Source organism: Microbacterium sp. F51-2R, from assembly GCF_052180235.1.
GTDB lineage: Bacteria > Actinomycetota > Actinomycetes > Actinomycetales > Microbacteriaceae > Microbacterium.
Window position 1 is genome coordinate 3,278,898 of sequence record NZ_CP197470.1, and the last position, 26,978, is coordinate 3,305,875.

The following is a 26,978-nucleotide window of genomic DNA, read 5'->3' on the forward strand; positions in this document are numbered from 1 at the left end:
AAGAGGAGGCGCCGTGGCCGATCACGTCCTGGCGATCGATCAAGGGACCACGTCGACGCGGGCGATCGTCTTCGACGCACAGGGTGCGATCGTCTCGGTCGCCCAGCACGAGCACGCGCAGATGCTGCCGCGGGCGGGCTGGGTCGAACACGACCCGGTCGAGATCTGGACGAACACGGAGTGGGTCATGTCGTCGGCCCTCTCGCGGGCGCGGCTCGGCGCGGGCGATCTCGTCGGGATCGGCGTCACGAACCAGCGCGAGACGGCGATCGTGTGGGACCGCCGCACGGGGCGCCCGGTCTCGAACGCGATCGTCTGGCAGGACACCCGCACGCAGGCCCGCATCGACGAGCTCGCCGCCGAGGGAGGCAGCGACCGGTTCGCGCCGGCGACGGGGCTTCCGCTGGCCACGTACTTCTCGGCGTCGAAGATCGCCTGGATCCTCGAGAACGTTCCCGGCGCCCGCGAGGGAGCCGAACGCGGCGACCTCGTCTTCGGCACGCCCGACTCGTGGGTCGTGTGGAACCTCACCGGCGGGATCCGCGGCGGCATCCACGTCACCGACGTCACCAACGCGAGTCGCACGCTCCTCATGGACCTGCAGACGCTCGACTGGTCCGACGAGCTGCTCGAGGTGTGGGGCATTCCGCGCGCGATGATGCCCGACATCCGCTCCTCCTCGGAGGTGATGGGCGACACCCAGTTGCCCGGGGTCGCCAGCGGTGCGCCGATCGCGGGAATCCTCGGCGACCAGCAGGCCGCGACCTTCGGCCAGGCCGCGTTCGACGCGGGCGAGTCGAAGAACACGTACGGCACGGGCAACTTCCTGCTCGTGAACACCGGCACCGAGATCGTGCGATCGACGCACGGGCTCATCACGACCGTCGCTTACCGATGCGGCGACGAGCCCGCCCGCTACGCCCTCGAGGGATCGATCGCCGTGACGGGGTCGCTCGTGCAGTGGCTGCGCGACAACCTGGGCATCATCGAGCGCTCGGAGGATGTCGAGACCCTCGCCGCGACGGTCGACGACAACGGCGGCGCGCACTTCGTGCCCGCGTTCTCCGGCCTGTTCGCGCCGTACTGGCGGCCGGACGCCCGTGGGGCGCTCGTCGGCCTCACGCGCTTCGTGAACCGCGGCCACATCGCTCGCGCGGCGCTCGAGTCGACGGCGTTCCAGACGCGCGACGTCATCGACGCGGTCGTGGCCGACACCGGCCGCGCGCTGGAAGAGCTGCGCGTCGACGGCGGGATGACGCGCAACGCGCCGCTCATGCAGTTCCAGGCCGACATCCTCGGCATCCCCGTCGTGCGGCCCAAGGTCGTCGAGACCACGGCCCTCGGCGCCGCGTATGCGGCCGGCCTCGCGACGGGCCTCTGGAAGGGCCGGGACGAGCTGCGTGCGCACTGGCAGGAGGACGTGCGCTTCGAGCCGCGCATGCCCGAGGACGAGCGCGAGCGCCGCTATCGGCTGTGGCAGAAGGCCGTGTCGAAGTCGCTGGACTGGGTCGACGCCGACGTCTCGGCGTGACCGTTCGAGCCGCCGTGGCTGGGTGAGCCGCCGTGGCCGGTGGGGCCGCCGTGGCTGCTCGAGCGGCTCGCCGTGGCCGGTCGGGCCGCCGTGGCCGCTCGATCGACCGCCGCTACTTGAGGAGCCGTGAGAGCCGGCGGTCGGCGAGGATCTTGCCACCGGTCTGACACGTCGCGCAGTACTCCAGCGAGTTGTCGGCGAAGAAGACGCTTCGCACCGTGTCGCCGCAGACGGGGCAGGCCTCGCCGCGCCGGCCGTGCACCTGCATGCCGCGGCGCTTGGCGTCTTTGAGGTCGGCGGGAGGCTTGCCGGATGCCTCGGCCAGCGCCTCGGTGAGTGTCGCGGTCATCGCGGCGTAGAGCCGGTCGACGTCGGCGTCGTCGAGGCTCGAGGCGAGCGCGTACGGCGACATCTTCGCCGCGTGCAGGATCTCGTCGGAGTAGGCGTTGCCGACGCCCGCGATGATCGCCTGATCGCGGAGCACGCCCTTGATCTGCGTGCGCCGGCCGGCGAGCAGCCCGGCCAAGGTGTCGCGGTCGAACGACGGGTCGAGCGGGTCGGGGCCGAGGCGGGCGATCCCGGGCACATCGGCCGGGTCGCGCACGACGTAGACCGCGAGCGACTTCTTCGTCCCCGCTTCGGTGAGGTCGAACCCCGAGCCGTCGGAGAGGGCGACGCGGAGTGCGATCGGCGTCTTGCCGGGCTTGATGAGGGTCGCCGGCAGCGCGTCGTACCAGCGGAGCCAGCCGGCCTTCGCCAGGTGGAACACGAGATGCGGACCGGGGGCGTCGGTCGAGGCATCCGTCGCCTTCGTGGCGATGTCGAGGAACTTGCCGTGACGCTCGACGCCCGTGATCTCGGCGCCCTGGAGGGCATGCACCGGCGGGTCGTAGGTCTTGAGCGCGGCGATGTTCGCGACCGTGACTCGCGTGAACTCCAGGCCCGTCACCCGACCGCGGAGGAAGTCGACGAGCCCCTGCACCTCTGGCATCTCGGGCATGTGCCCATCCTCGCATGGAGCTCCGACCCCCGGCTCGGCGGAGAACCGCCTGATGGCGCGGCGAAAGCGGGGATTCGGGGTCAGCCGAGGACGGGCCACTCCTGCGGCAGGCGGTCGTCGGTGGCCAGGAGCCCGGCGATCCAGCCGTCGTCGCGAACGCCCGATCCGTTGCGCAGCGCCTGGCGGAGCGTGCCCTCGTAGTGGAAGCCGAGGGCACGCGCGATGCGCGCCGAGCCGACGTTGCCGACGACGGCGCGCCACTCGATGCGGTGCAGATCGAGTCCGTCGGGCGAGAACGCCCATTCGATGACCGCTCGCGACGCCTCGGTGCCGAAGCCGCGCTCGCGCGAGGCCGGGGCGATCCAGTAGCCGAGCTCGGCCGAACCGGCGCCCTGCCGGTACAGGCCGATCATGCCCGCGAGCACGTCGCCGTCGCGGATGGCCCACGTCTGCTCGGTGTCCTCCGCCCAGTTCGTCGTGACGCGGACGACGAACTCCTCGGCATGTCGCCGCTCGTACGGCGAGGGAACCGTCGTGTAGCGGATGATCGCCGGGTCCTGGCACGCCTCGAACACGGCTTCGATGTCGGCCTCGATCGGGATCGAGAGCTCCAGGCGCTCTGTGCGCAGCACGACGGGCTTCATCCGGCAAGCCTAGGGCCCGGCCCCGGCCCTGCGTCAGCGCCCGCCAGGACGCTCTGGCGCCGCGCTCCGGCGTGAAGGCGGCCGCTGCCGCCCGGCGCGGCCCGGCGTCGCCCGGCGACCACCCGACCCGGCGTCCCCCGACCCGGCGTCACCCCGGCCCCGGCGTCACCCCCCTCACGGCCCGCCACTGTACCCAACTCAGGATGAGAGCGGCCGAAATGCTTCCGAAACGCCTTCAGCCGCCTTGTTCCCCGCGCTGCTCCTGAGTACGGCACAGACCGCGCGCGGCAGCGCTGTCCGTTCCTCCACACCGCGTCGGGTCGGGTCAGGTATCCCCGATCCACGCAATGGGGCGGGATGGCCGGATGAGACCGACCACGCTCACGTGGGTGACCCTTCAGTACCGCACCCGCGCAGAGCTATTCGCGGAAGGCCTCTCGCGACGAGGGATCTCGGATGCCGTGGCTCGGGGCGACCTCGTCCGCGCTCGCCGTGACCGGTATCTCCCAGGGGATGCTGCGGATCCCATCGTCCGCGCAGTCCGTGTCGGCGGGCGTCTCACGTGCCTGTCGCTTCTCAGCATGAACGGGGTCTTCGTCCGGTCGAACGGGCGGTTGCATGTGCATCTCCGACCGAACGACAGCCGATCGAGGTCGCCCCACGATCGCCGGAGGAAGCTCACGCGCCGGGGGCGGCGAGGAGTCCGCCTTCATTGGGCGGAGCTGGTGCAAGACGTCGGTCAAGCCACCTGCGTCGGTGTCGTCGATGCACTCGTGCACGCTGTTCTCTGTCAGTCCCCGCGAGACGCGATCGCCTCCATCGACAGCGCGCTTTACAAGGGCCTCGCGACCCAGGCCGACATCGCGGATGTCTTCGCTGCTCTCCCCGCGAAGTTCGGAGTGCTCAGGCCGCTCATCGATGGACGGGCGGAGTCCGGCCCTGAGACGCTGATGCGGCTGCTGTTGCGGGGCCTCGGCTGCGACATCGCTCTGCAGGTCAACATCGGCGGCGTCGGTCGGGTGGATATCGTCGTCGACGGCTGGCTCATCATCGAGTGCGACAGTTTCGAGTTCCACTCCAGCTGGGACGATCAGGTCGAGGACAGGCGGCGCACCCTCGCTGCCGCAGCCCTCGGTTTCACCACCATTCGGCCGACGGCTCGGATGATCATGAATGAGCCCGACGCCGTGCTGTCCGCCGTGCGAGGCCTCCTCGCCGCCCGCAGAGCCTGACGCCGCTCGGGAGCCCGCTCGCCGGCGTGGCGCCGCCGTACCGGATTGAGGACGACTGCGCGCGCCCGACGGCCGAGGGTCCGACCTCCGCCGTGCGGTCCGCGGGCGGGGGCCCCTCATTCTGAGTATGACCCGCGCTGGCGCGGTACGCCTGGGCGACGGCTGCGGAGAGCCTGAGGCCGGCGCCGACGACGGCGAACGTACCGAATGCAGGACGAGAGCGATCTCCGAGCCAGTTGTCTGGCGGAATTCCGCGGGTGCAACCGTGGGTCGGCTCTCGGCATCCTGAATTAGGCCCAGGGGAGCCGCGTCACAGCGCGCGCAGTCGCTGGAGGTGTGAGCCGCGCCGGACCCCGGCCCGGGAGGGCTCGGGGCGCCGGCGGCAGCTCGACCGTGCTGTGACGGGGTCAGCGCCGGTACCGAATTCAGGATTAGAGGGTGGGCTGGGGCGGCGGAGACCGGAGTTCCGCGGATGGAACCGTAGGGCGGAGCTTGTCGTCCTGAATTCGGTACAGGGGAGGGAGCCCACGGGTCTGGGCGGCGATGCGGTCGGCCGGCAGGACGGGCCAGGCGTCGCGTCGGCGCCGGCGGGGTCATATCCGGCGGTGTCATACCCCGCGGGTCATACCCGGCGGGGTCATATCCGGCGGTGTCATACCCCGCGGGTCATACCACGGCCGCGTCAGCGCCCGGCCGCGTCGGCTCCCGGCGGAGTCAGTGCCGGCGGGGTCCTACCGCGGCCGCGTCAGCGCCCGCCAGGTCAGACGCGGCGGAGGAGGCCGACCTTGTCGTAGACGTCGGCGAGGGTGCCGCGGGCCACCTCTTCGGCCTTGGCCGCGTTGGCGGCGAGAACCCGGTCGAGCTCGGCGGGGTCGTCGAGCAGTTCGAGCGCGCGCTGACGCACCGGTCCGAACTCGTTCACCACGACCTCGGCGAGGCCCTTCTTGAAGTCGCCGTACCCCCGACCGGCGAACTCGTCCTCGATCGCGGGGATCTGGCGGCCGGTGAGGGCGGCGTAGATCACGAGGAGGTTCGAGACACCGGGCTTGTTCTCGCGGTCGTAGCGCACCGAGCCTTCGCTGTCGGTCACCGCCCGCATGACCTTCTTCGCCGAGACGGCGGGGTCGTCGAGGAGCCACAGCGTGCCCGCGTCGGACTCCGACGACTTCGACATCTTCGACGTCGGGTTCTGCAGGTCGTAGATGCGCGCCGTCTCCTGCTGGATGACGGGCATCGGCACCGTGAACGTCTGGCCGTACCGGCTGTTGAACCGCTCGGCGAGGTCGCGCGTCAGCTCGACGTGCTGCTTCTGGTCGTCGCCGACCGGCACGATGTCGGTCTGGTAGAGCAGGATGTCGGCTGCCATGAGCACCGGGTACGTGAAGAGCCCGACCGACGTGGCCTCGCTGCCGTAGCGCTGCGACTTGTCTTTGAACTGCGTCATGCGCCCGGCCTCGCCGAAGCCGGTGATGGTCGAAAGCACCCACGCGAGCTCAGGATGAGCCGAGACGTGCGACTGCACGTACAGCGTCGACTTCGAGGGCTCGATCCCGGCGGCGATGTACTGCGCCGCCGTGCGACGCGTCTTCTCGCGCAGCTCGGCCGGGTCGTTCGGCTGGGTCAGCGCGTGCAGGTCGACGACCGAGAAGAACGCATCGTACGACTCCTGCAGGTCGCGCCACTGCATGAGCGCGCCGATGTAGTTGCCGATCTGGAGGGAATCGGCGGAGGGCTGCATGCCGGAGTACAGGCGCGGTTTCGTCACCCGATCCATCCTATTCACCACGGACGGATGCCCCGCCCCGGCCGCCGTCGTTCACGCCGCCGCCGACCCGCCCGACACCGCGCGGTCAGCCCCCGCCCGGTCAGCCGAAGTGGTAGTCGGCGACGACGGGCGCGTGGTCGCTCCAGCGGGTGTCCCACGAGGGCGCCCGCACGACGCGGTAGTCGCCGACGCGGGCCGCGAGCGCGGGGGTCGCCAAGTGGTAGTCGATGCGCCACCCGGTGTCGTTGTCGAACGCCTTGCCGCGGTTCGACCACCACGTGTACGGACCGTCGACCTCGCCGGCGAACGTGCGGCCGATGTCGACCCAGCCGAGCCCCGGTCCGACCGAGCCGTCGACGCCCGTCACCTCGGCGCCGGCCGCGCCGAGGAAGCGATCGAAGTAGGCGCGTTCCCTGGGCAGGAACCCCGCCTTCTTGACGTTGCCCTTCCAGTTGCGGATGTCGAACTCGCGGTGGCCGACGTTGAGGTCGCCCATGATGAGGCTGAGCGGGCGCTCCGCGGCGAGCAGCGGCATCCGCTCTTCCATCGCATCGAGAAATGCCCACTTCGCGTCCTGTTTGGGCGTCTCGGCCTCGCCCGTCGGGACGTAGGCGCTGACGATCGTCAGGGTCTCGCCGTCGACGTCGAAGTCGGCCTCGATCCAGCGGCCCGCCGAGTCGAGCGTCTCGGCGTCGCCGAGCACGCGGCGCACGTCGACCGAGTCGTCGCACGACGCGATGGCGACGCCGGCGCGGCCCTTGGCCAGGGCCTCGTCGTTCACGAGCCGCCAGCCCGGAAGCGACGCCGCGAGCTCGTCGACGGTCGCACGGACCTCCTGCAGCGCGAGGATGTCGACGTCGGCCTGCTCGAGCCACGGGATCATCCCCTTACGGCTGGCGGCGCGGATGCCGTTGACGTTGACGGAGGCGATGCGGACGCGGCGGGGCACCCGGCAAGCCTACTTGCGGCCTCCGACATGAGCCGCGTGGCGACGGCCGTTCGGGGGAGGGGGAGGGGGAGCGGATGCCTCGACCTCGGCGAGCTCCTGCTGGGCCTGCCTGATGGCGCGGTCGGCCGACCAGATTCCGTACCAGGGCGCATGCGCGCGCGCCTCCTGCGCCGTGCGCAGCCGCACGCGGGCGGCCAGGAGGAGCGCACGATGCTCGGCGGCGAGCTTGTCGGCCTCGGAGGGCTCCAGAAGCGGGACGTTGCGGTCCATCGCCGAGATCGCGATCCACGCCGCCGCGACGAGCATGATGATGCCGATGATCTTGAACCACAGGAGGAGCCCGACGAAGATCGCGAACGTCGCGAGCAGCGGGTTCGACGGAGAGTAGCTCACCAGGACACCGGCCCCCAGGAGCAGCACCGTCACTGCGGCGCCGCCGAGGAGAGAACCCGGCCAGATGCGCCGCCAGCGCAGAGATGCTCCCGCGAGGAACCGGAAGAGCGCCGCGAGCGCCGACGAGATGAGGGCGAACGACACGACGAGCGAGCCGACGCGCAGAGAGGACACGATGTCGGACGCCGGCTCGAGACCGAACCATCCGAACACCAGCCCGAGCGCCCACGTGCTCATCGAGCTCAAACCCGCACCGACCACGAGCGCGATGCCGAAGATGAAGGCGGCGACGAGATCGCGGGCCTTCAGGAGGAGGTACGAGCGCCGGTCGTACGGCAGCTGGAAGATGTCGCGCACCGCCCGCCGCGCGTAGGTGACGAACCCGATGGCGGTCCAGATCAGGGCGCCGAGGGCGATGAGGCCTGTCACTCCGAGCACTCCCGAGCTGGCGGTGGCGACTGCCTGCACCTGGTCGGGCGTGACGATGCCGCCCTCTTCGCTGATGAGGCCGGGGATGTAGCTGTTGATGACGTCGATGAGTCGCGCGACGGCCTCGGGGCTCCCGCCGAGCCACAGCCCTACGCCGGCGAAGGCGACGTAGATGCCCGCGAAGACCGCGAACAGTGCCTGGTAGCTCACCCCGGCGCCGAGGAGGAAGCCGTTCGTCTGCAGGAAGTGCCGCCACACCCGCACCGGGAACCACGCGAGGGTCTTCTGCGTCAGCGACGTGGCGCGGGCGATCGGCCCGTCGAACCGCTCGCGCAGGTCCTTCTGCGTTCGGTCCCAGCGCTGGCGGAGGTCTTCCTCCTCCTCCTTCGCGCGCGCGGCCGCGTCGCGCTTGCCGGTCGCGTCGCGCGGCGCGGCGGGACTCGGAGGCGAGGCGGTCACCACGTCAGACTAGCGAGGCACGGATGCCGCGGCACGGCGGCTCACCCGCGCGCGGCGTTCGCATCCCCGCGTGGCGGGGACGCGGCATCCATCGACTGGCGCCGCGTCAGCGCTTGCCGCGCAGGACCGCCTGCTTGACCTCGGCGATGGCTTTGGTGACCTCGATGCCGCGCGGGCATGCCTCGGTGCAGTTGAAGGTCGTGCGGCAGCGCCACACGCCCTCCTTGTCGTTGAGGATGTCGAGGCGGACGGCGGCGGCGTCGTCGCGCGAGTCGAAGATGAACCGGTGCGCGTTGACGATCGCGGCGGGGCCGAAGTACTGTCCGTCGGTCCAGAAGACGGGGCACGACGACGTGCACGCGGCGCACAGGATGCACTTCGTGGTGTCGTCGAAGACCTCGCGGTCGACGATCGACTGGATGCGCTCCTTGCCGGGCTCGGGCTTCGAGCTCGCGATGAGGAACGGCTGCACTTCGCGGTACGACGCGAAGAACGGCTCCATGTCGACGATGAGGTCCTTCTCGAGCGGCAGGCCCTTGATCGCCTCGACGTAGATCGGCTGCGAGATGTCGAGGTCTTTGATGAGGGTCTTGCACGCCAGCCGGTTGCGGCCGTTGATGCGCATCGCGTCGGACCCGCAGATGCCGTGGGCGCACGAGCGGCGGAACGACAGCGAGCCGTCGACCTCCCACTTGATCTTGTGCAGCGCGTCAAGCACGCGGTCGGTCGAGTACAGCTCGACGTCGTAGTCGACCCAGCGCGGCTCCTCGTCGACCTCGGGGTCGAAGCGCCGGATGATGAAGGTGACGAGGAAGGACTGGATGCCGGTGTCTTCCACGGCATCCTGCGACACGGGAGCGTCCGCGACGATCGTCATCAGTACTTCCTCTCCAACGGCGGGTAGCGCAACTCGCCGTCCTCGTTCTTCGTGAAGACGACGGGCTTCCAGTCGAGCCGGATGTGGTCCTCCGGGTGCGACGAGTGGGGGTCGCCCGAGAGGTAGGCCATCGTGTGCTGCAGGTACTTCTCGTCGTCGCGCTTGGGGTAGTCGTCGCGCATGTGGCCGCCGCGGCTCTCCTTGCGGTTGCGCGCCGTGACGACGACGACCTCCGCGAGGTCGAGTAGGAAGCCGAGCTCCACGGCCTCCAGCAGATCGGTGTTGTAGCGCTTGCCCTTGTCGTCGACGTGGACGTTGCGGTAGCGGTCGCGGAGGTCGGCGATGACGTCCATGACCTCCGACAGCGACTGGTCGGTGCGGAACACCTGGGCCTTGCGGTCCATCTCGTCCTGCAGCGTCTTGCGGAGCACCGCGATGCGCTCGGTGCCGGGGTTGTTGCGCAGGCCCTCGAGCATCTCGCGGACCTCCTTCGCGGGGTCGTCCGGCAGCGGCACGAAGTCGGCCGTCTGCACGTACTGCACTGCGTTGCGGCCGGCGCGCTTGCCGAAGACGTTGATGTCGAGGAGGGAGTTCGTGCCCAGGCGGTTCGAGCCGTGCACCGAGACGCACGCGCACTCGCCGGCCGCGTAGAGACCCGGGACGACGGTCGTGTTGTCGGAGAGCACCTGGGCGTCGTTGTTGGTCGGGATGCCACCCATCGCGTAGTGCGCCGTCGGCATAACGGGCACGGGCTCGACGACGGGGTCGACACCGAGGTAGGTGCGCGCGAACTCCGTGATGTCGGGGAGCTTCGTCTCGAGCACCTCGGCGCCGAGGTGCGTGCAGTCCAGGAGCACGTAGTCGCGGTGGGGGCCCGCGCCACGGCCCTCCGCGACCTCCTGCACCATGCAGCGGCTGACGATGTCGCGCGGCGCGAGGTCTTTGATGGTCGGCGCGTAGCGCTCCATGAACCGCTCGCCCGTGACGTTGCGCAGGATCGCGCCCTCGCCACGGGCGCCTTCGGTGAGCAGGATGCCGAGGCCCGCCAGGCCGGTCGGGTGGAACTGGAAGAACTCCATGTCCTCCAGCGGCAGGCCCTTGCGCCACACGACGCCGACGCCGTCGCCCGTGAGGGTGTGGGCGTTGGAGGTCGTCTTGAAGATCTTGCCGAACCCGCCGGTGGCGAAGATGACGGCCTTCGACTGGAAGACGTGGAGGTCGCCCGTGGCCAGCTCGTAGGCGACGACGCCCGCGACCTGCGTCGCGCCCGCGTCATCCTTCACCGTGATGAGGTCGAGCACGTAGAACTCGTTGAAGAAGTTGATGCCCAGCTTGACGCAGTTCTGGAAGAGCGTCTGCAGGATCATGTGGCCGGTGCGGTCGGCGGCGTAGCACGCGCGGCGCACGGGCGTCTTGCCGTGGTCGGCGGTGTGGCCGCCGAAGCGGCGCTGGTCGATCTTGCCCTCCGGCGTGCGGTTGAAGGGCAGGCCCATGTTCTCGAGATCGATGACGGCGTCGATCGCCTCTTTCGCGAGGATCTCGGCGGCATCCTGGTCGACGAGGTAGTCGCCGCCCTTGACCGTGTCGAAGGTGTGCCACTCCCAGGAGTCCTCTTCGACGTTCGCGAGGGCGGCAGCCATGCCGCCCTGCGCGGCACCGGTGTGCGAGCGCGTCGGGTACAGCTTCGTGATGACGGCCGTCCGGGCCCCGGGGCCGGCTTCGATCGCGGCGCGCATGCCGGCGCCGCCGGCCCCCACGATGACGATGTCGAACTGGTGGTAGTGGACGCCGTCCTTGACGACGCTGTCGGTGGTCTGGGTGCTCACGTGAAGGATGCTCTCGTCTCTGTATTGCTCGCGGCGACCGTCAGCCCGCGACGCTCTGGCACATGTCCCACAGCGAGCTGTCCTGGGTCACGCCGATGCACGGGTCGAAGGTGAACACCACGAGGGTGCCGAGGAGGATGAGGAAGGCGGCGGCGAGCCACAGTGCCCACACGAGCACCCGGCGGACGCCGTTGTGCGTCACGTAGTCGTTGACGATGGTGCGCATGCCGTTGGCGCCGTGGATGAGGGCGAGCCACAGCATGATGACGTCCCACCACTGCCAGAACGGCGTGGCGAACTTGCCGGCGACGAACGCGAAGTCGATCTGGTGGATGCCGTCGCCCGTCAGCAGATTGACGAACAGGTGGCCGAAGATCAGGACGACCAGCAGCACGCCGGAGGCGCGCATGTAGATCCAGCCCCACTTCTCGAGGTTCGGTCCGGTGCGTCGCGTGGGGGCGACGGGGGAGCGCGGGTCGGCGATCGCGGTCATCAGTGACCCCCTCCCGTCGAGGCGAAGACGTTCATGAGGTGACGCGGCGCGAAGCCGAGCATCGTGACGGCCCAGACTCCGAGGACGCCCCACCAGAGCTGGCGCTGCATGCGCGTGGCCCACGGCCACAGGTCGACGGCGATGATGCGCAGGCCGTTGAAGGCGTGGTACGCGATGGCGGCCACGAGGACGACCTCGCCGAGGCCCATGATCGGGTTCTTGTACGTGCCGATGACGGCGTCGTACGCCTCGGGCGAGACCCGGATGAGCGCCGTGTCGAGCACGTGCACGAGGAGGAAGAAGAAGATGGCGACACCCGTGATGCGGTGCAGGACCCACGACCACATGCCCTCGCGTCCGCGGTAGAGCGTGCCGCGGGGCACTTTCGACGTGGTCTCCGCGACCGACGGTGTGACGCGTGCTGGTGCAGACACGGGCCGTCCTCCCTGACTCGAACACTGTGTGGAGGGGCGGGACTCCGCCCCTCGGGGAATGCCTTCCCTTGCGTCACGCGGGCGCTGCACCATCCTATTCCCGTCCTGTGACAGGGCGCGATGAGGCATGGCCGACTATCTCGACGTCGAGATAAAGACGACGGATGCCGCGGCATCCGTCTTCACGTCGCCGACGACTCCCTTCATGTCGCCGACAACTCCCCGTCATCCCTGCGCAACGCGCCTCGGTAGCCTTGACCGCATGGTCGAGCCCATCGAGGACTTCTACGCCGTCATCCCCGCCGGAGGCATCGGGAGCAGGCTCTGGCCGCTGTCGCGCGCCGACGCGCCGAAGTTCCTGCACGACCTCACCGGGTCGGGCCAGACGCTGCTGCGCGACACGTGGGATCGCCTCGAGCCGCTCGCCGGTCCCGACCGCATCGCGGTCGTGACCGGCCGTGCCCACCGGGCCGCCGTCGAGCGGGAGCTTCCGGGCGTCCCCGACAAGAACGTCTTCCTCGAGTCGGAGCCGCGGGACTCCTCGGCCGCGATCGGCCTGGCCGCCGCGATCCTCTCCCGCCGCGAGCCCGACGTCATCATCGGCTCGTTCGCCGCCGACCACGTGATCCGCGTGCCGCACCTGTTCGAGTGGGCCGTGCGCCAGGCCGTCGCGGCGGCCCGCGAGGGATACATCTGCACGATCGGCATCCAGCCCTCCGAGCCCTCCGTCGGCTTCGGCTACATCAAGAAGGGGACGGGGCTGGTCATCGACGGCGCGCCCGAGGCCGCCCTCGTCGAGACCTTCGTCGAGAAGCCCGACCTCGAGACGGCCAAGGAGTACTTCGCCGACCGCTCGTACCTCTGGAACGCGGGCATGTTCATCGCGCGTGCCGACGTGCTCCTCGGCGAGATCGCCGAGAACGAGCCGCAGCTGTACGCGGGTCTCATGGACCTCGCCGAGGCGTGGGACGACCGCGAGGCGCGCGGTCCCGTCGTCGACCGGGTCTGGCCGACCCTCAAGAAGATCGCCATCGACTACTCCGTCGCCGAGCCCGCCGCCGCGCGCGGCCGGCTCGCCGTCATCCCGGGTCACTTCGACTGGGACGACGTCGGAGACTTCGCGAGCCTCGCCAAGCTCAACTCCCACGGCCGCAAGAACGACCTCGCGATCCTCGGCGAGAACGCGCGCGTGCTCTCCGACGCCGCGAGCGGCATCGTGGTGAGCCAGACGGGCCGCGTCATCAGCCTCATCGGCGTGCGCGACATCGTCGTGGTCGACACCCCCGACGCGCTCCTGGTCACCACGAGCGAGCACGCGCAGCGGGTCAAGGGCGTGGTCGACGCGCTCAAGCTGAACGGCCGCGGCGACGTGCTCTGAGTGAACCGGAGTCGCGGGGAGCGCGACATCCGGTTCCGGGCGTGTTGCGTCTTTGTAACCATTCGCCCGCACACGCGCTGTGAGCATGCAAGCGCGCCGTCACACTGGGTAACTTCATGATGCACCCGCGAGGTCCGCGGGTCTTCTTCCGTGGAGGCAGAGTTGACCACTTCTACCCGAAAGCGAGTGCTCGGCGGCCTGGTCGCCGTGAGCCTCTTCGTCGCCCTCGCTGGCTGCGCGTCCGCACCCGAGGAGTCGCAGTCGACCGGTGAGGCCAGTGGCGGAGCCGTCGACGGCTTCAAGCCCTGCATGGTCTCCGACGCGGGCGGCTTCGACGACAAGTCCTTCAACCAGCTCGGCTACGAGGGCCTCCAGAAGGCGGCCAAGGAGCTGGGCGTCGAGCCCATCTCCGTCGAGTCGAGCTCCGAGTCGGACTACGCGCCGAACATCACGAGCCTCGTCGACCAGAACTGCACCATGATCATCACGGTCGGCTTCGCGCTCGCTTCGGCGGCTTCGGAGGCGGCGAAGGCGAACCCCGACATCGAGTTCGTCTCGATCGACGACGTCGTCGACACCGACTTCGACGGCAAGACGGATGCCCCGAACATCAAGCCCATCGTCTTCGACACCGCGCAGGCGGCGTTCCTGGGCGGCTACGCGGCGGCGTCGTACTCGAAGGCCAAGAAGGTCGGCACCTTCGGCGGCATGAACTTCCCGACCGTCTCGATCTTCATGGACGGCTTCAAGCAGGGCGTCGAGTACTGGAACAAGGAGAAGGGCGACAGCGTCGAGGTCATCGGCTGGGACGGTAAGGACGGCGTCTTCACCGGTGGGTTCGAGGCGAACCAGGACGCGATCAACGCGGCCCAGGGCATCGTCGACCAGGGCGTGGACGTGCTCCTTCCCGTCGGCGGCCCGATCTACCAGAGCGCGGCCTCGGTCATCCGCTCGTCCGGCCGTGAGATCGCGATGCTCGGCGTCGACGCCGACGTGTTCGAGACCGACCCCAGCGTCGCCGACCTCCTGCTCACCTCGATCCGCAAGCTGATCGACGTGGGTGTCGAGGACGCCGTCATGGCCGCGGGCAAGGGCGAGTTCGACGCGACGCCGTTCGTCGGCACGCTCAAGAACGAGGGCGTGGGCCTGGCCCCGTTCCACGACTTCGAGAGCAAGGTCTCGCCCGACCTGCAGAAGGAGCTCGACACGATCAAGGCCGGCATCATCGACGGCTCGATCAAGGTCAACTCGTACCTCGCGGGCTGATCCACTCTCCCTGTGGGGAGGCCGGCATGCCGGCCTCCCCACAGTCGTCTCCGAGGGCCGCCCGCGGAGCCCCGTCTGCGCGGCGTGCGCCGCGCAGACACTCACGTCCCACGCATCCCGCTCACTAGGATCGGCACCATGAAGCTCGAGCTCCGCGGAATCACCAAGCGATTCGGCAGCCTCGTCGCGAACGACCACATCGACCTCGTGGTCCAGCCGGGGGAGATCCACAGCCTCCTCGGCGAGAACGGCGCAGGCAAGTCCACGCTCATGAACGTGCTCTACGGGTTGTACCAGGCTGACGAAGGCGTCATCCTCCTCGACGACCGCGTCCAGAACTTCCGGGGCCCCGGCGACGCGATGCGCGCCGGCATCGGAATGGTGCACCAGCACTTCATGCTCATCCCCGTCTTCACCGTCGCCGAGAACGTCATGCTCGGCCACGAGTCGACGCGGGCCGGGGGTCTGCTCGACCTCGAGTCGGCGCGCGAGCGCGTGCGCGAGATCTCAGCGCGGTTCGGCTTCGATGTCGACCCCGACGCCGTCGTGGAAGACCTCCCGGTCGGGGTGCAGCAGCGCGTCGAGATCATCAAGGCGCTCTCGCGCGACGCGAAGGTGCTCGTCTTCGACGAGCCGACGGCCGTGCTCACGCCGCAGGAGACCGACGAGCTCATGGGCATCATGCGCCAGCTCAAGGAGTCCGGGGCATCCATCGTCTTCATCACGCACAAGCTGCGCGAGGTGCGCGAAGTCGCCGACCGCATCACCGTCATCCGGCTCGGCAAGGTCGTGGGCGAGGCGCTTCCCACGGCGTCCAACGCCGAGCTCGCCTCGATGATGGTGGGGCGCGCGGTCGAGCTGACGGTGCACAAGGACGCTCCGAAGCTCGGGGACCCCGCTCTCGTGGTCGAGGGCCTGCGCGTCATCGACGCCTTCGGTCAGATCGTCGTGAACGACGTGAGCTTCGAGGTGCGCGCCGGCGAGGTGCTCGCCGTCGCGGGCGTCCAGGGCAACGGCCAGACCGAGCTCACCGAGGCGCTCGTCGGCCTCCAGCCGCAGGTGCGCGGGTCGATCAGGCTCAACGGCGAGGAGCTCGTCGGCAAGAGCGTGCGGCACATCCTCGGCGAGGGCGTCGGCTTCGTGCCGGAGGACCGCAACGAGGACGGCCTCGTCAGCGCCTTCACGATCGCCGAGAACCTCATGCTGGACCGCTCCGACGGGCCGCCCTTCGTCCGGGCCGGCAACCTCCAGAAGCGCACGCTCGAGGCGTTCGCGAAGGAGAAGTTCACGGAGTTCGACGTCCGCGCGCCGGGCATCGATGCTCCCGTGGGCTCGCTCTCCGGTGGCAATCAGCAGAAGGTCGTCCTCGCGCGCGAGCTCAGCCGCGATTTGTCGCTCCTCGTCGCGGCCCAGCCGACGCGCGGCGTCGACGTCGGATCGATCGAGTTCATCCACAAACGCATCGTCGAGACACGGGATGCCGGGATCCCGGTCGTCGTGGTCTCGACCGAGCTCGACGAGGTCACGGCGCTCGCCGATCGCATCATGGTGATGTACCGCGGCCGGATCATCGGGATCGTCCCGGGCAACACTCCTCGCGACGTCCTCGGGCTCATGATGGCCGGCGTCACGCCCGAGTCGGAAGGGGCCGCAGCGTGAGCACCTCGACAGCGCCGGCACCGGCATCCGGTCTCCAGGAGACCCCGCCCCCGTCCAAGTGGCACGAGACGTTCCTGCGCATCACGCAGGGCAACGCCATCATCTCCGTGCTCGCGGTGGTCCTCGCCCTCATCGTCGGCGGCATCATGATCGCCGCGACCGACGAGGACGTGCAAGCGGCATCCGGTTACTTCTTCGCCCGCCCCGGCGACACGCTCGTCGCCATCTGGCAGGCGGTCTCGGGGGCCTATGTCGCGCTCTTCCAGGGCTCGATCTACAACTTCGGCGCGCCGACGTTCGCGCGCGCCATCCGTCCCCTCACCGAGACCCTGACCTTCGCGACGCCGCTCATCGCGGCCGGTCTCGGCGTCGCCCTCGCGTTCCGCATCGGGATGTTCAACATCGGTGGCCGCGGACAGATGCTGATGGCCTCGGCCGCAGCCGGGTGGGTGGCCTTCGGGCTCGACCTGCCCTGGGGCATCCACATGATCGTCGCCCTTCTCGCGGGCCTCATCGCGGGAGCGCTGTGGGCCGGCATCGCGGGCCTCCTCAAGGCGCGGACCGGTGCGCACGAGGTGATCGTGACGATCATGCTCAACTACGTCGCGTTCTACCTCATCTCGTGGATGCTGCGCACCCCGGGCCTGCTGCAGGCACCGGGGTCGAGCAACCCGAAGACGCCCGCGATGAAGGAGACGGCGGTCTTCTTCGACCTGCTCGGGCCGCAGTACAACCTGCACTTCGGCTTCATCCTCGTCATCGGCGCGACGGTGCTGGTGTGGTGGATCCTCACCAAGTCGAGCCTCGGCTTCCAGTTCCGCGCCGTCGGGGAGAACCCCAACGCGGCACGGGTCGCCGGTATCGACGTCAAGAACATGTACGTCTACGGCATGCTCATCTCGGGCGCGCTCGTGGGTCTCGCGGGCGTCAACCAGGTGCTCGGCACGATCACGACGGGGTTCACCGCGGGGATCGACGCCGGCATCGGGTTCGACGCGATCACGGTGGCCCTCCTCGGCCGCTCGACGCCGTGGGGCACCTTCGCGGCCGGCATCCTCTTCGGCGCCTTCAAGGCGGGCGGATTCGCGATGCAGGCCGGCCAGCAGATCCCGATCGAGATCGTGACGGTCGTGCAGTCGCTGATCGTCCTGTTCATCGCGGCGCCGCCGCTCGTGCGCACGATCTTCTTCCTGCCGTCGCCCGAGCGCGATCGCCGGCGCGCCGAGAAGGCGCGCAAGAAGGCGCTCAAGGCCGAGGTCGCCCAGGATGCCGAGCCCCAGGAGGTCGCCAAGTGAGCGCGCCGCACGTCGGCACGGCCGGCCTGATGCCCGAGACGCCCATCACGGTGGAGAAGACCGTTCTGCGCAGCTGGAAGGCGCCGATCGCCCTCGGCATCTTCACGGTGCTGTACGGGCTGCTCATGCTCCTCGCGCCGCGCAGCGGCACCACCACGTTCCGCCTGTCGACCCAGGCCGACCTCATCCAGCTCCCCGACCTCGAGCTCCCGGTGGGGCCCACGGTGTGGATCTGCTTCGTCCTGCTCGCGCTTCTCGCGGGCGCCTCGGCGTACTTCGTGCGCGCGGGCGGCCGGTCGCCTCTGTGGGTCGTGATCGCCTACATCGTGATCTTCGTGGTCGGCTTCCTCACGTGGGCCGCCTCCGGCGCGACGATCCCCGTGCCGGGACTCCTCGCCGGCTCCCTCGCGCTCGCGGTGCCGCTCATCTACGGCGCGCTGGGCGGTGTCATCGGCGAGCGGGCCGGTGTCGTCAACATCGCGATCGAGGGTCAGCTGCTCGCGGGCGCCTTCACGGCCGCGGTCATCTCGTCGATAACGAAGCAGCCGTTCCTCGGCCTGCTGGCCGCGATGGTGGCGGGCGTGCTGGTCGCCGCGGTGCTCGCCGCATTCGCGATCAAGTACCTCGTCGATCAGGTGATCGTCGGTGTCGTGCTCAACGTGCTCGTCCTGGGCCTCACCGGATTCCTGTTCTCGCAGGTGCTCCAGCCCAACGCGCCGCTCCTGAACACCCCCGTGCGGTTCGACCGCATCCCGATCCCGCTGCTGAGCGAGATCCCCGTCATCGGGCCGCTCTTCTTCCGGCAGACGATCATCGTCTACATCATGTACGTCGCTGTCGCGGTGGTGTACATCGGGATGTTCCACACGCGCTGGGGTCTGCGCCTGCGCGCCGTCGGCGAGCACCCGCAGGCCGCCGACACCGTGGGCATCAAGGTCAACGCCACGCGCTTCTGGAATGTGCTCCTCGCCGGCGCGATCGTGGGCCTCGGCGGCACCGTCTTCACGATCGGGAATGGCATCGCCTTCAACAAGGACATGACGGCGGGCGCGGGCTTCATCGCTCTCGCGGCGGTCATCTTCGGCCAGTGGGATCCGATCAAGGCGACCCTCGCGGCGCTGCTGTTCGGCTTCGCCTCGAACCTGCAGAACACGCTGAGCGTCATCGGATCGCCGGTGCCGAGCGAGTTCATGCTGATGCTTCCGTACCTGGTCACGATCTTCGTGGTGGCCGGCGTCGTCGGAAAGTCCCGCGCTCCCGCGGCCGACGGCAAACCGTATATCAAGGGGTGATCTGATCTCGTGACCGACATCGACTGGGACGAGCTTCGGGCAGCCGCGGCCGAGGCGATGCAGCGTGCGTACGCGCCGTACTCCCGCTACCGCGTGGGCGCCGCGGCGCTCGTGTCGGACGGGCGCATCGTGCAGGGCTGCAACGTCGAGAACGCGTCCTACGGCGTGACGCTGTGCGCCGAGTGCGGGCTCGTCTCGGAGCTGCACATGTCGGGCGGCGGACAGCTCGTCGCGTTCGTGTGCGTCAACAACGACGGCGAGACGATCATGCCGTGCGGCCGCTGCCGCCAGCTGCTGTACGAACACGCCCTCCCCGGCATGCTGCTCGAGACCGTGTCGGGCATCCGGACCATCGACGAGGTGCTGCCGGATGCCTTCGGGCCGCGTGACCTCGAAGAGGCGGCGCGCTGATGGTCGACGAGGAAGCTGCGCCGAGCGAGCGCCCGCGAGTCGAAGCGTTCGACGCCGTCGACGTCATCCGCACCAAGCGCGACGGGGGAGCCGTCCCCGAGGACGCGCTCCGCTGGATGATCGACGCCTACACACGCGGGTACGTCATGGACGCGCAGATGTCGGCCTTCGCGATGGCGGTGCTCCTCAACGGCATGCAGCGCGACGAGATCCGCGTCATGACCGACGCCATGATCGCGTCGGGGGAGCGCATGAGCTTCGCGGGCCTGGGCAAGCCGACCGTCGACAAGCACTCGACCGGGGGCGTGGGCGACAAGATCACGCTGCCCCTCGCGCCGCTCGTCGCGGCGTTCGGGGTGGCCGTGCCGCAGCTCTCCGGGCGCGGGCTCGGTCACACGGGCGGCACCCTCGACAAGCTCGAGTCGATCCCCGGCTGGCGCGCGGCGCTCACCAACGACGAGCTCGTCGCGCAGCTGCGGGACGTCGGCGCCGTCATCTGCGCCGCGGGGTCGGGCCTCGCCCCGGCCGACAAGAAGCTGTATGCCCTCCGCGACGTCACCGGCACGGTCGAGGCGATCCCGCTCATCGCGTCGAGCATCATGTCCAAGAAGATCGCCGAGGGCACCCAGTCGCTCGTCCTCGACGTCAAGTTCGGCTCGGGCGCCTTCATGCGCGACGTCGACAGGGCGCGCGAGCTGGCTCGCACGATGGTCGCGCTCGGCACCGACTCGGGTGTCTCGACGACGGCGCTCCTCACCGACATGAACACCCCCTTGGGCCTGGCGATCGGCAACGCCAACGAGGTGCGCGAGTCGGTCGAGGTGCTCGCCGGCGGAGGCCCGGCAGACGTGGTGGAGCTGACTCTCGCGCTCGCGCGCGAGATGCTCGCCCTGGCCGGTCAGCCCGACGCGGATGTCGAGGCGGCGCTCCGCGACGGCCGCGCGATGGACGTGTGGCGCGCCATGATCCGCGCGCAGGACGGGGATCCGGATGCCTCGCTCCCCGCACCCGCCGAGACCCACACCGTCACGGCGGACGCCGACGGCTACCTCACCCGGCTCGAGGCGCTCCCGTTCGGCATCGCCGCGTGGCGGCTGGGTGCCGGCCGCGCTCGGGCGGAAGACCCCGTCCTCCACGCCGCCGGCATCGACCTCCACGCGAAGCCGGGAGATCGGATCACGGCCGGTCAGCCGCTGTTCACCCTGCTCGGACAGGATGCCACCCGGTTCGATCGAGCCCTGGCGGCGGTCGAGGGAGCGTGGGAGATCGGCGCGGACGCGCCGGCCTCGACGCCTCTCGTCCTCGAGCGCATCACGGCCTGACTCCCTGTCGCGCCGAGGCGCGGCATCCATCCCCCCCACGAAAGACCGACGAGGAGCATCTCATGCCCATCGACCAGCACGGCGACGCCGTCCTTCAGGGCGTCTCGATCCGAAGCCTCCCCAAGGTCTCGCTGCACGACCACCTCGACGGCGGTGTGCGGCCCGCCACGATCATCGAGCTCGCCGACGCGGCGGGTGTCGACGTGCCCTCGACCGATGCGGACGATCTGGCCGAGTGGTTCGCGCAGAAGTGCGATTCGGGGTCGCTCGTGGAGTACCTGAAGACCTTCGACCTGACGATCGCGGTCATGCAGACCGCCGACGGCCTGCGCCGTGTCGCGCGCGAGTTCGTCGAGGACCTCGCCGCCGACGGCGTCGTGTACGGCGAGGTGCGCTGGGCGCCCGAGCAGCACCTGCAGGGCGGGCTGTCGCTCGAGGAGGTCGTCGAGGCGGTTCAGAAGGGCATCGAGGAGGGGGAGGATGCCGCGGACCGCGAGGGACGCGACATCCGTGTCGGACAGCTCATCACCGCGATGCGGCACACCGACCGGTCGCTCGAGATCGCGCGGCTGGCCGTCGACTTCCGTGGCCGCGGCGCGGTCGGCTTCGACATCGCCGGGCCGGAGGACGGCTTTCCGCCGTCGAACCACCGGGCCGCGTTCGACTACCTCGCCGCGGAGTTCTTCCCCGTCACGGTGCACGCGGGCGAGGCGGCGGGTCTCGACTCGATCCGTTCGGCGCTGCTCGACGGGCGCGCCCTGCGTCTCGGACACGGCGTGCGCATCGCGGAGGACCTCGAGGTCGTCTCGCGCGCGGGCGAAGAGGTGCTCGTGACGTTCGGCGACCTCGCGCGCTGGGTGCGCGACCGCGAGATCTCGCTCGAGCTGTCGCCGTCGTCGAACCTGCAGACGGGCGCGATCGAGCGCTGGGGCACGACGATGGAGGACCACCCCTTCGATCTGCTCTACCAGCTCGGCTTCGCCGTCACGGTCAACGTCGACAACCGCACCATGAGCCGCACGTCGCTCACGCGGGAGCTCGCGCTCCTCGCCGAGACGTTCGACTACGACCTCGACGACCTCGAGACCTTCCAGGTCAACGCCGCCGCCGGCTCGTTCCTCCCGCTCGAGGAGCGCGAGGAGCTGATCGAGATCATCACCGACGGCTTCGACGTCTGACCCGCCCGCCCTGTTCGGCGGGTCGGAGCTGCGACGGGTTCGGCTGCGGGCGGGGGGGTTTCGCGTCGGGTCGGCGTTCGCGCGGCTACGGCGTCTTGTGGGTCGGCCGTTTCGTCGGGTCGGTGTTCACGCGGCTTCGGTGTCTTGTGGGCCGGCCGTTTCGTCGGGTCGGTGTTCACGCGGCTTCGGTGTCTCGTGGGTCGGCCGTTTCGTCGGGTCGGTGTTCACAACTCCGGAGATTCGGTAGGTGGGCGGCGTGGAAGGCGCTTCTCGGCTGCCGTCGGCGCGGTTCTTCCGGAGTTTTGAACGCGAGCGGCCGGAGAACCGTGGGTCAACGTGTTCCGCAGCACGCCGAGCACCCAGTCCGGGCGGTACAGGATGTCCTCGGCGAGCAGCCGCAGCGTCATGTAGCCCTGTGCTGCCGCGGCGGCGTCGCGGCGCCGGTCCGCCTTGATCTGCTTCCAGTCGGCGTGATGCGCTTCGCTGTCGCACTCGACGATGAGCCACCCGTCCACGAGCAGATCGACGAACCCCACCCCGGTGATCTTCACCTGAAGCTCAGGCCGCGCTCCGAGCGCGCGGAGCATGAGCCGGACGAGCGTCTCGGTCCCGGACTCGGCACGCCGGTCGAGGAGCCCGCGTAGCCGTCGGTACCGCCGGGGGAGAGCCGCGAAGATCGCCGCGATCCCGGCCTCGTCGACTAGTCGCAGGTGCCACGCGCTGTCGAGTGTGGCGATCGCCGCTCGTGGGGTCTGGCACCGCACCGCCTGGACGAGCGCCTCGACGACGGGAGTGATCACGGCGTCATCCGCCGCGTGGGAGGTCCGCCAGTGCCGGACCGTTCCGACGGCCGTCGGCGGGAGCCGCGTCGAGTGCGGGTGGACCTGCACGTGCGGCGCATGGCTGCCCTGCACGAAGACCCCGAGAAGGGCCAGCAGGGAGACGCAGTCCAGCCGGCCGCCTTCGCCGACCGCGAGCTTGACCGAATCGTGGGTGTGCGTCCAGAGATATCGGCCGCGGCGCGGCCTCACCAGTCGGCCCTCTCGGACCGCGGCAGTGATCTCACGCGCAGAGAGGCCGGAGTCGATCAGCGACTGCCGGCTGAGCAGAGCCCGAGGAACCTCCGGAGGGAGGCGAAACGGAGGAACGGGAGGTCGGCGCACCTCCCGAGGATGGTCTGCCCGCACGGCGGGCTCCCGGTGGTTGGCTCGGTCGGTGGACCAGGTGGGCTCCGGTGGCGGTTGGGGAGGAGACGGTCCGACGACGTCGAGACCAGGGGGAGCGGGCCCGGGCGGTTCGGGGTGGTTCGCAATTCCGGAGTTTTGCGGGGTGATGGGCGGAAATCGGCCTGGAGGGGCCGTGGCGCGCGATTTCTCCGGAGTTGTGAACGCCCGGTGGGCGGTTAGGCGTGGCCGCGGCCGAAAGTAGGCGGGCGGGGAGGTGGAGAGAGGAGACGGTCCGGCTTCTTCGGGCCCGGGTGGTGCGGGTTCGGGGTGGGGTGGTTCGGGCCGGGGTGGAGTGGTTCACAACTCCGGAGATTTTGCGGGGTGATGGGGGGAAATCGGCCTGGAGGGGCCGGGGCGTGCGATTTCTCCGGAGTTGTGAACGGGGAGCGCCGCCGGCCGGGAGGAAGGAGGATGCACCCGGAGTCGTGGACGGCCGCCGGGGGAAGGCCGGGGACGAGGGAAGGCCGGGGACGAGGGAAGGGCGGGAACGCGGGTCAGCGCCAGGCGACGCCGGGATGGGACGCGAGGTAGGCCTCGAACGCCTCGGCGCTGGTCTTGGACGGCGTGAAGCCGAACTCGCTCTTGAGGGCATCGTTGGCGAGCACGGGGCGATACCGGAGGAACCCGACCTGCTCGGGGCCGTGCACCGTGAGGCGCAGCAGGCGTCCGACCCGGAGCCCGGCGGCGAGGACGCCGGCGGGCACGGTGAGAAGCGGCTTCCCCAGCCGCCGCGCCAGGTCGTGGATCGTCAGGCGGCCGTCGCCGGCGACGTTGTAGACGCCGGGCGGGCCGTCGGTCGCCGCACGGGCCATCGCGGCGGCGACGTCGTCGACCCAGATGAAGACGAAGGGCGACTCCGACCCTCGGATGGCGAGGATGCGCCGGCCGTCCCACAGCGCCGTGATCTGGTTGCGGACGGTGGGCCCGAGGATCGTCCCGATGCGGAACACGACCTGCTCGAGCTCGGGGTGCGAGAGGCGATACCCGGCGAGGAGCTGCTCGACGAGGCGCTTGTGCTTCGCGTACGGGAACTCGTCGTTGCCGCGCACGGGGTCGCTCTCACGCAGCCATTCCGGATTGTCGGCGTGGTAGCCGTAGGCCGCCCCCGACGACGAGACGACGATCCGCCGCACGCCCGCCCCGACGCAGGCCTCGAGCACGTTCCGCGACCCGTCGACGTCGACGCGGTACTCGAGGTCGTGGTCTCGGCCCGGGTTCACGATCGCGGCGAGGTGCACGACGACATCGATCTCGTGCCGATCGAGCAGGTGCGGGAGGCTCCCGGGAAGAGTCACGTCGCACTCGTCATAGGTCACGCCCTCGAGCGGATGCCCCGGCCGCCGCACGTCGCCGGCGACGACCTTGTCGACGCCGGGGTGTGCCGCGAGGGCCGCGGCCACGTGGGTGCCGAGGAATCCGGCCCCGCCCGTCACGAGGACCCTGGCGCCCATCACACCGCCTCGGCTGACGCGTCCGGGGCGGCACCCGAGGGCGCGTGCCGCGATGCGTCGCCCTTGGGCGAGCCCGTGCGGCGGCGTGTGTGGCGGGCCCAGAGTGCGGCGACGGCCAGGCCCGCGATGATGTCCCAGATGCCCCACCACCCCGCGACGATCGCCATGCCGCCGAGTCCTCCGAAGAACGCGAAGACGAGCCCGAGGCCGAGGCCGGCGTTGCGGATGCCGACCTCGAACGTCATCGCCTTGCGCTCGGGGGAGCCCAGGCCGCCGACCACCGCTGTCGAGTAGCCGATGGCGAGGGCCACGGCGTCATGGATCGCGACGACGACGAGGATCACACCGAGGAAGGCCACGAAGTACGACCAGTTGCCGGCGAGGGCGGCGACGATGAATCCGAGCAGCGCCAGCAGCGAGAACCACTTCACGAACGGCTGCACGCGCGCGGCGAAGGACGGGAAGCGGGCACGGATGCCGAGGCCGAGCAGGAACGGGACCCCGATGATGAGGAAGACGTCGACGAGCATCTGCCAGGGGTTCAGCTGCACCGTCTCGAGCAGGTCGCGCGCCGTCGGGTGAAGCGACCCCCAGAACGCGACGCTGAGCGGCAGGACGAAGATGTAGATCAGGTTCGACACGGCGGTCATCGAGACCGACAGCGCGACGTTGCCGCCCGATCGGTGGGTGAGCACCTGCGAGATGTTGCCGGGCGGGCAGCAGGCCACGAGGATCATGCCGAGCGCCATCGACGGTGTGACCGGCAGGACGAGCGTCAGGCAGAACGTCACGGCGGGCAGCACGACGAGCTGCGCGAGGATCGCGATGACGAAGGGCTTCGGCTTGCGCGCGACGACCTTGAAATCCTGCGGCGAGGTGTCGAGGGCGATGCCGAACATGATCAGCGCCAGCACGACGTTCAGGAGCACCAGCGTCGCGGGATTGAAGTTGAGGACGACGTCGTCGATGTTCATGCCGACGCCGCCTCGGCGACGTCGTGCCGCCGCGCCCCTCGACGCCCGCGACCCGCTCCACGCGCCGTCCCGCGACCGCCCCGCGTCGGTCGCCGGCCGTCGGCATCCCGCTCCCCGCGCAGCGTCGCGACGGCCGCGCGCACGGCGCGCCGATAGGCGTCCTTGTTGACGTAGTACGACATGCGTTCCAGGCCCAGGTACCGGTAGCCGCCCGTCAGGTCGGGCCACGGCCGCGTCGACGCCTCGTCACGGAACGCGGCCGCCCTGCCGGGATCGCGCTCGAGCGCCGAGAGGTACTCCGCGATGAGCTCGGCCTGCTCGTAGCGTCCTTGCCAGCCGATTCCGGATGCCTCGATCATCCCCATGACGTAGAGGCCGTTGAACGACGGCGGGAAGATGTTGAGGTAGAGCTCAGGCGACCAGCCCGTCCAGTTGAGGGCGGCGCGGTCGACGAACGGGTAGTCGAGCGTGTAGCCGGTGGCGAGGAGTACGGTGTCGTACTCACCGCTGGAACCGTCGCGGAAGTGCACGGTCGGTCCGTCGAACCGCTCGACGTCGGGACGGATGCGCAGGTCGCCCTGACCGAGGTGGTTGAGGATCAGCGTGTTGACGATGGGGTGCGACTCGTAGATCCGGTAGTCGGGCCGGGGGAAGCCGAACCGCACGGGGTCTCCGGTGAAGGCGCGGAGCACTCTGGCGTCGACGAACTGCTTGATGCGCGCCGGCAGCGGGCGGCCCTGATTGAGGGTGTCGGACGGGCGTCCGAAGAGGTAACGCGGCACGAAGTAGTAGCCCCGGCGGACGCTCATGTCGACGGATGCCGCGTGGTGGACGGCATCGACGGCGATGTCGCATCCCGAATTCCCGGCCCCGATGATGAGCACGCGCTTTCCGGTGAGCTGCGTCGCGCGCTTGTAGGCGCTGGTGTGGAGGAGCTCGCCCGAGAACTCGCCGGGTAAGGTCGGGATGTTCGGCTCGGCGAGTGTGCCGTTGGCGAGGATCACCCCGTCGTATCGTCGGGAGACCGACTCGCCGGCGCCCGCGGACGGTTCGGCGTGCAGCATCCATCCGCCGTCATCGGTCCTCTCGAGCTGCGTGACCTTCGTGTCGAAGTGGAACCGCTCGGTCAGGCCGAAGCGGTCGGCGTAGTCGCGGAAGTAGCGGATGAGCGTGCGGTGGCTCGGGTAGTCGGCCGCGTCATCCATCGGGAACTCGGTGAACTGCGTCGTCGTGCGCGACGAGATGAGGTGCGCCGACTCGTACATCGTGGAGCGCGGGTTCTCGATGTCCCACAGCCCGCCGACGCCTCGGGATGCCTCGTACCCGTCGAAGGCGATCTGCGCCTTCTGCAGCGCCCTCGCCGCGGCGAGGCCCGAGGGCCCCGCCCCGATGATGGCGTATCGGTGCTCCTGCATTCTCCACACTCCGTTGTGCCGCAGTCCGCTGCGCGACCTCACGATGCTAACCGGAGTCGCATCGCGACCCCGGCCCGTC

23 protein-coding genes are annotated in these 26,978 nt (G+C 69.8%); 10 read left to right on the top strand and 13 right to left on the bottom strand.

Translation table 11 applies throughout. The annotated features are described in order from the left end of the window. Positions 1–13: 13 nt before the first annotated feature. Positions 14–1,531, top strand: a complete 1,518-nt coding sequence (gene glpK, locus ACSBPH_RS14350) for a glycerol kinase GlpK (protein ID WP_442574993.1) — start codon at positions 14–16, stop codon at positions 1,529–1,531. A 112-nt stretch (positions 1,532–1,643) separates the two neighbouring features. Here glpK and ACSBPH_RS14355 read toward each other — a convergent pair whose 3' ends face one another. After that, a complete protein-coding gene (locus ACSBPH_RS14355; RefSeq protein WP_442574994.1) occupies positions 1,644–2,531 on the bottom strand; it encodes an Fpg/Nei family DNA glycosylase in 888 nt (295 codons plus the stop codon). Positions 2,532–2,611: 80 nt separating this feature from the next. Continuing rightward, on the bottom strand, positions 2,612–3,175 hold the full coding sequence (locus ACSBPH_RS14360) for a GNAT family N-acetyltransferase (protein ID WP_442574995.1): 564 nt from the start codon (positions 3,173–3,175) through the stop codon (positions 2,612–2,614). A 773-nt stretch (positions 3,176–3,948) separates the two neighbouring features. Between ACSBPH_RS14360 and ACSBPH_RS14365 the strand changes: the two genes are divergently transcribed. Then, positions 3,949–4,407: an endonuclease domain-containing protein gene (locus ACSBPH_RS14365; RefSeq protein WP_442574996.1), complete on the top strand. Its 459-nt coding sequence runs from the start codon at positions 3,949–3,951 to the stop codon at positions 4,405–4,407. A gap of 760 nt (positions 4,408–5,167) precedes the next feature. On the opposite strand, the gene trpS is transcribed toward ACSBPH_RS14365, so the two are convergent. From trpS to sdhC, 7 genes are all read right to left on the bottom strand, one after another. Then, entirely contained in the window at positions 5,168–6,145 is a 978-nt protein-coding gene (trpS, locus tag ACSBPH_RS14370; RefSeq protein ID WP_442577317.1) for a tryptophan--tRNA ligase, read from the bottom strand. Between the two features lie 127 nt (positions 6,146–6,272). Continuing rightward, positions 6,273–7,121: an exodeoxyribonuclease III gene (locus ACSBPH_RS14375; protein ID WP_442574997.1), complete on the bottom strand. Its 849-nt coding sequence runs from the start codon at positions 7,119–7,121 to the stop codon at positions 6,273–6,275. Between the two features lie 9 nt (positions 7,122–7,130). Continuing rightward, a complete protein-coding gene (locus ACSBPH_RS14380) occupies positions 7,131–8,402 on the bottom strand; it encodes a YihY/virulence factor BrkB family protein (protein ID WP_442574998.1) in 1,272 nt (423 codons plus the stop codon). Positions 8,403–8,508: 106 nt separating this feature from the next. Next, positions 8,509–9,279, bottom strand: coding sequence for a succinate dehydrogenase iron-sulfur subunit (locus tag ACSBPH_RS14385; protein ID WP_442574999.1), 771 nt, complete (start codon positions 9,277–9,279; stop codon positions 8,509–8,511). After that, on the bottom strand, positions 9,279–11,105 hold the full coding sequence (sdhA, locus tag ACSBPH_RS14390; protein WP_442575000.1) for a succinate dehydrogenase flavoprotein subunit: 1,827 nt from the start codon (positions 11,103–11,105) through the stop codon (positions 9,279–9,281). Before sdhA ends, ACSBPH_RS14385 begins: the two co-directional genes overlap by 1 nt. Before the next feature lie 40 nt (positions 11,106–11,145). After that, positions 11,146–11,598 carry a succinate dehydrogenase hydrophobic membrane anchor subunit gene (locus ACSBPH_RS14395; protein ID WP_442575001.1) on the bottom strand — a complete coding sequence of 151 codons (453 nt, stop codon included), beginning with the start codon at positions 11,596–11,598 and terminating at the stop codon, positions 11,146–11,148. Next, positions 11,598–12,032 (bottom strand): succinate dehydrogenase, cytochrome b556 subunit, encoded by a 435-nt coding sequence (gene sdhC / locus ACSBPH_RS14400; protein ID WP_442575002.1) that lies wholly within the window; start codon positions 12,030–12,032, stop codon positions 11,598–11,600. Before sdhC ends, ACSBPH_RS14395 begins: the two co-directional genes overlap by 1 nt. Before the next feature lie 262 nt (positions 12,033–12,294). On the opposite strand from sdhC, the gene ACSBPH_RS14405 reads away from it, so the two are divergent. From ACSBPH_RS14405 to ACSBPH_RS14440, 8 genes are all read left to right on the top strand, one after another. After that, positions 12,295–13,410: a mannose-1-phosphate guanylyltransferase gene (locus ACSBPH_RS14405; protein ID WP_442577318.1), complete on the top strand. Its 1,116-nt coding sequence runs from the start codon at positions 12,295–12,297 to the stop codon at positions 13,408–13,410. 162 nt (positions 13,411–13,572) lie between these two features. Continuing rightward, positions 13,573–14,676, top strand: coding sequence for a BMP family lipoprotein (locus tag ACSBPH_RS14410; protein WP_442575003.1), 1,104 nt, complete (start codon positions 13,573–13,575; stop codon positions 14,674–14,676). Positions 14,677–14,814: 138 nt separating this feature from the next. Next, positions 14,815–16,335 (top strand): ABC transporter ATP-binding protein, encoded by a 1,521-nt coding sequence (locus ACSBPH_RS14415; RefSeq protein WP_442575004.1) that lies wholly within the window; start codon positions 14,815–14,817, stop codon positions 16,333–16,335. Further along, positions 16,332–17,630, top strand: a complete 1,299-nt coding sequence (locus ACSBPH_RS14420) for an ABC transporter permease (protein WP_442575005.1) — start codon at positions 16,332–16,334, stop codon at positions 17,628–17,630. The genes ACSBPH_RS14415 and ACSBPH_RS14420 overlap by 4 nt, the downstream gene beginning before the upstream one ends. A 29-nt stretch (positions 17,631–17,659) precedes the next feature. Then, positions 17,660–18,922, top strand: coding sequence for an ABC transporter permease (locus ACSBPH_RS14425; protein ID WP_442577319.1), 1,263 nt, complete (start codon positions 17,660–17,662; stop codon positions 18,920–18,922). 9 nt (positions 18,923–18,931) lie between these two features. After that, positions 18,932–19,333 (top strand): cytidine deaminase, encoded by a 402-nt coding sequence (locus ACSBPH_RS14430; protein ID WP_442575006.1) that lies wholly within the window; start codon positions 18,932–18,934, stop codon positions 19,331–19,333. After that, a complete protein-coding gene (locus ACSBPH_RS14435) occupies positions 19,333–20,655 on the top strand; it encodes a thymidine phosphorylase (protein WP_442575007.1) in 1,323 nt (440 codons plus the stop codon). The genes ACSBPH_RS14430 and ACSBPH_RS14435 overlap by 1 nt, the downstream gene beginning before the upstream one ends. 62 nt (positions 20,656–20,717) lie before the next feature. Next, positions 20,718–21,833 (top strand): adenosine deaminase, encoded by a 1,116-nt coding sequence (locus ACSBPH_RS14440; RefSeq protein ID WP_442575008.1) that lies wholly within the window; start codon positions 20,718–20,720, stop codon positions 21,831–21,833. A gap of 224 nt (positions 21,834–22,057) precedes the next feature. Here the strand turns inward: ACSBPH_RS14440 and ACSBPH_RS14445 are convergent, their stop codons facing one another. The 4 genes from ACSBPH_RS14445 to ACSBPH_RS14460 all read right to left on the bottom strand — a co-directional run bounded on the left by ACSBPH_RS14445 (position 22,058) and on the right by ACSBPH_RS14460 (position 26,899). Then, a complete protein-coding gene (locus tag ACSBPH_RS14445) occupies positions 22,058–22,864 on the bottom strand; it encodes a DUF559 domain-containing protein (protein WP_442575009.1) in 807 nt (268 codons plus the stop codon). A gap of 689 nt (positions 22,865–23,553) precedes the next feature. Continuing rightward, positions 23,554–24,510 (bottom strand): SDR family oxidoreductase, encoded by a 957-nt coding sequence (locus ACSBPH_RS14450; RefSeq protein WP_442575010.1) that lies wholly within the window; start codon positions 24,508–24,510, stop codon positions 23,554–23,556. Then, entirely contained in the window at positions 24,510–25,484 is a 975-nt protein-coding gene (locus ACSBPH_RS14455) for a bile acid:sodium symporter family protein (protein WP_442575011.1), read from the bottom strand. Before ACSBPH_RS14455 ends, ACSBPH_RS14450 begins: the two co-directional genes overlap by 1 nt. Then, a complete protein-coding gene (locus tag ACSBPH_RS14460; RefSeq protein ID WP_442575012.1) occupies positions 25,481–26,899 on the bottom strand; it encodes a flavin-containing monooxygenase in 1,419 nt (472 codons plus the stop codon). The genes ACSBPH_RS14455 and ACSBPH_RS14460 overlap by 4 nt, the downstream gene beginning before the upstream one ends. Positions 26,900–26,978 lie beyond the last annotated feature (79 nt).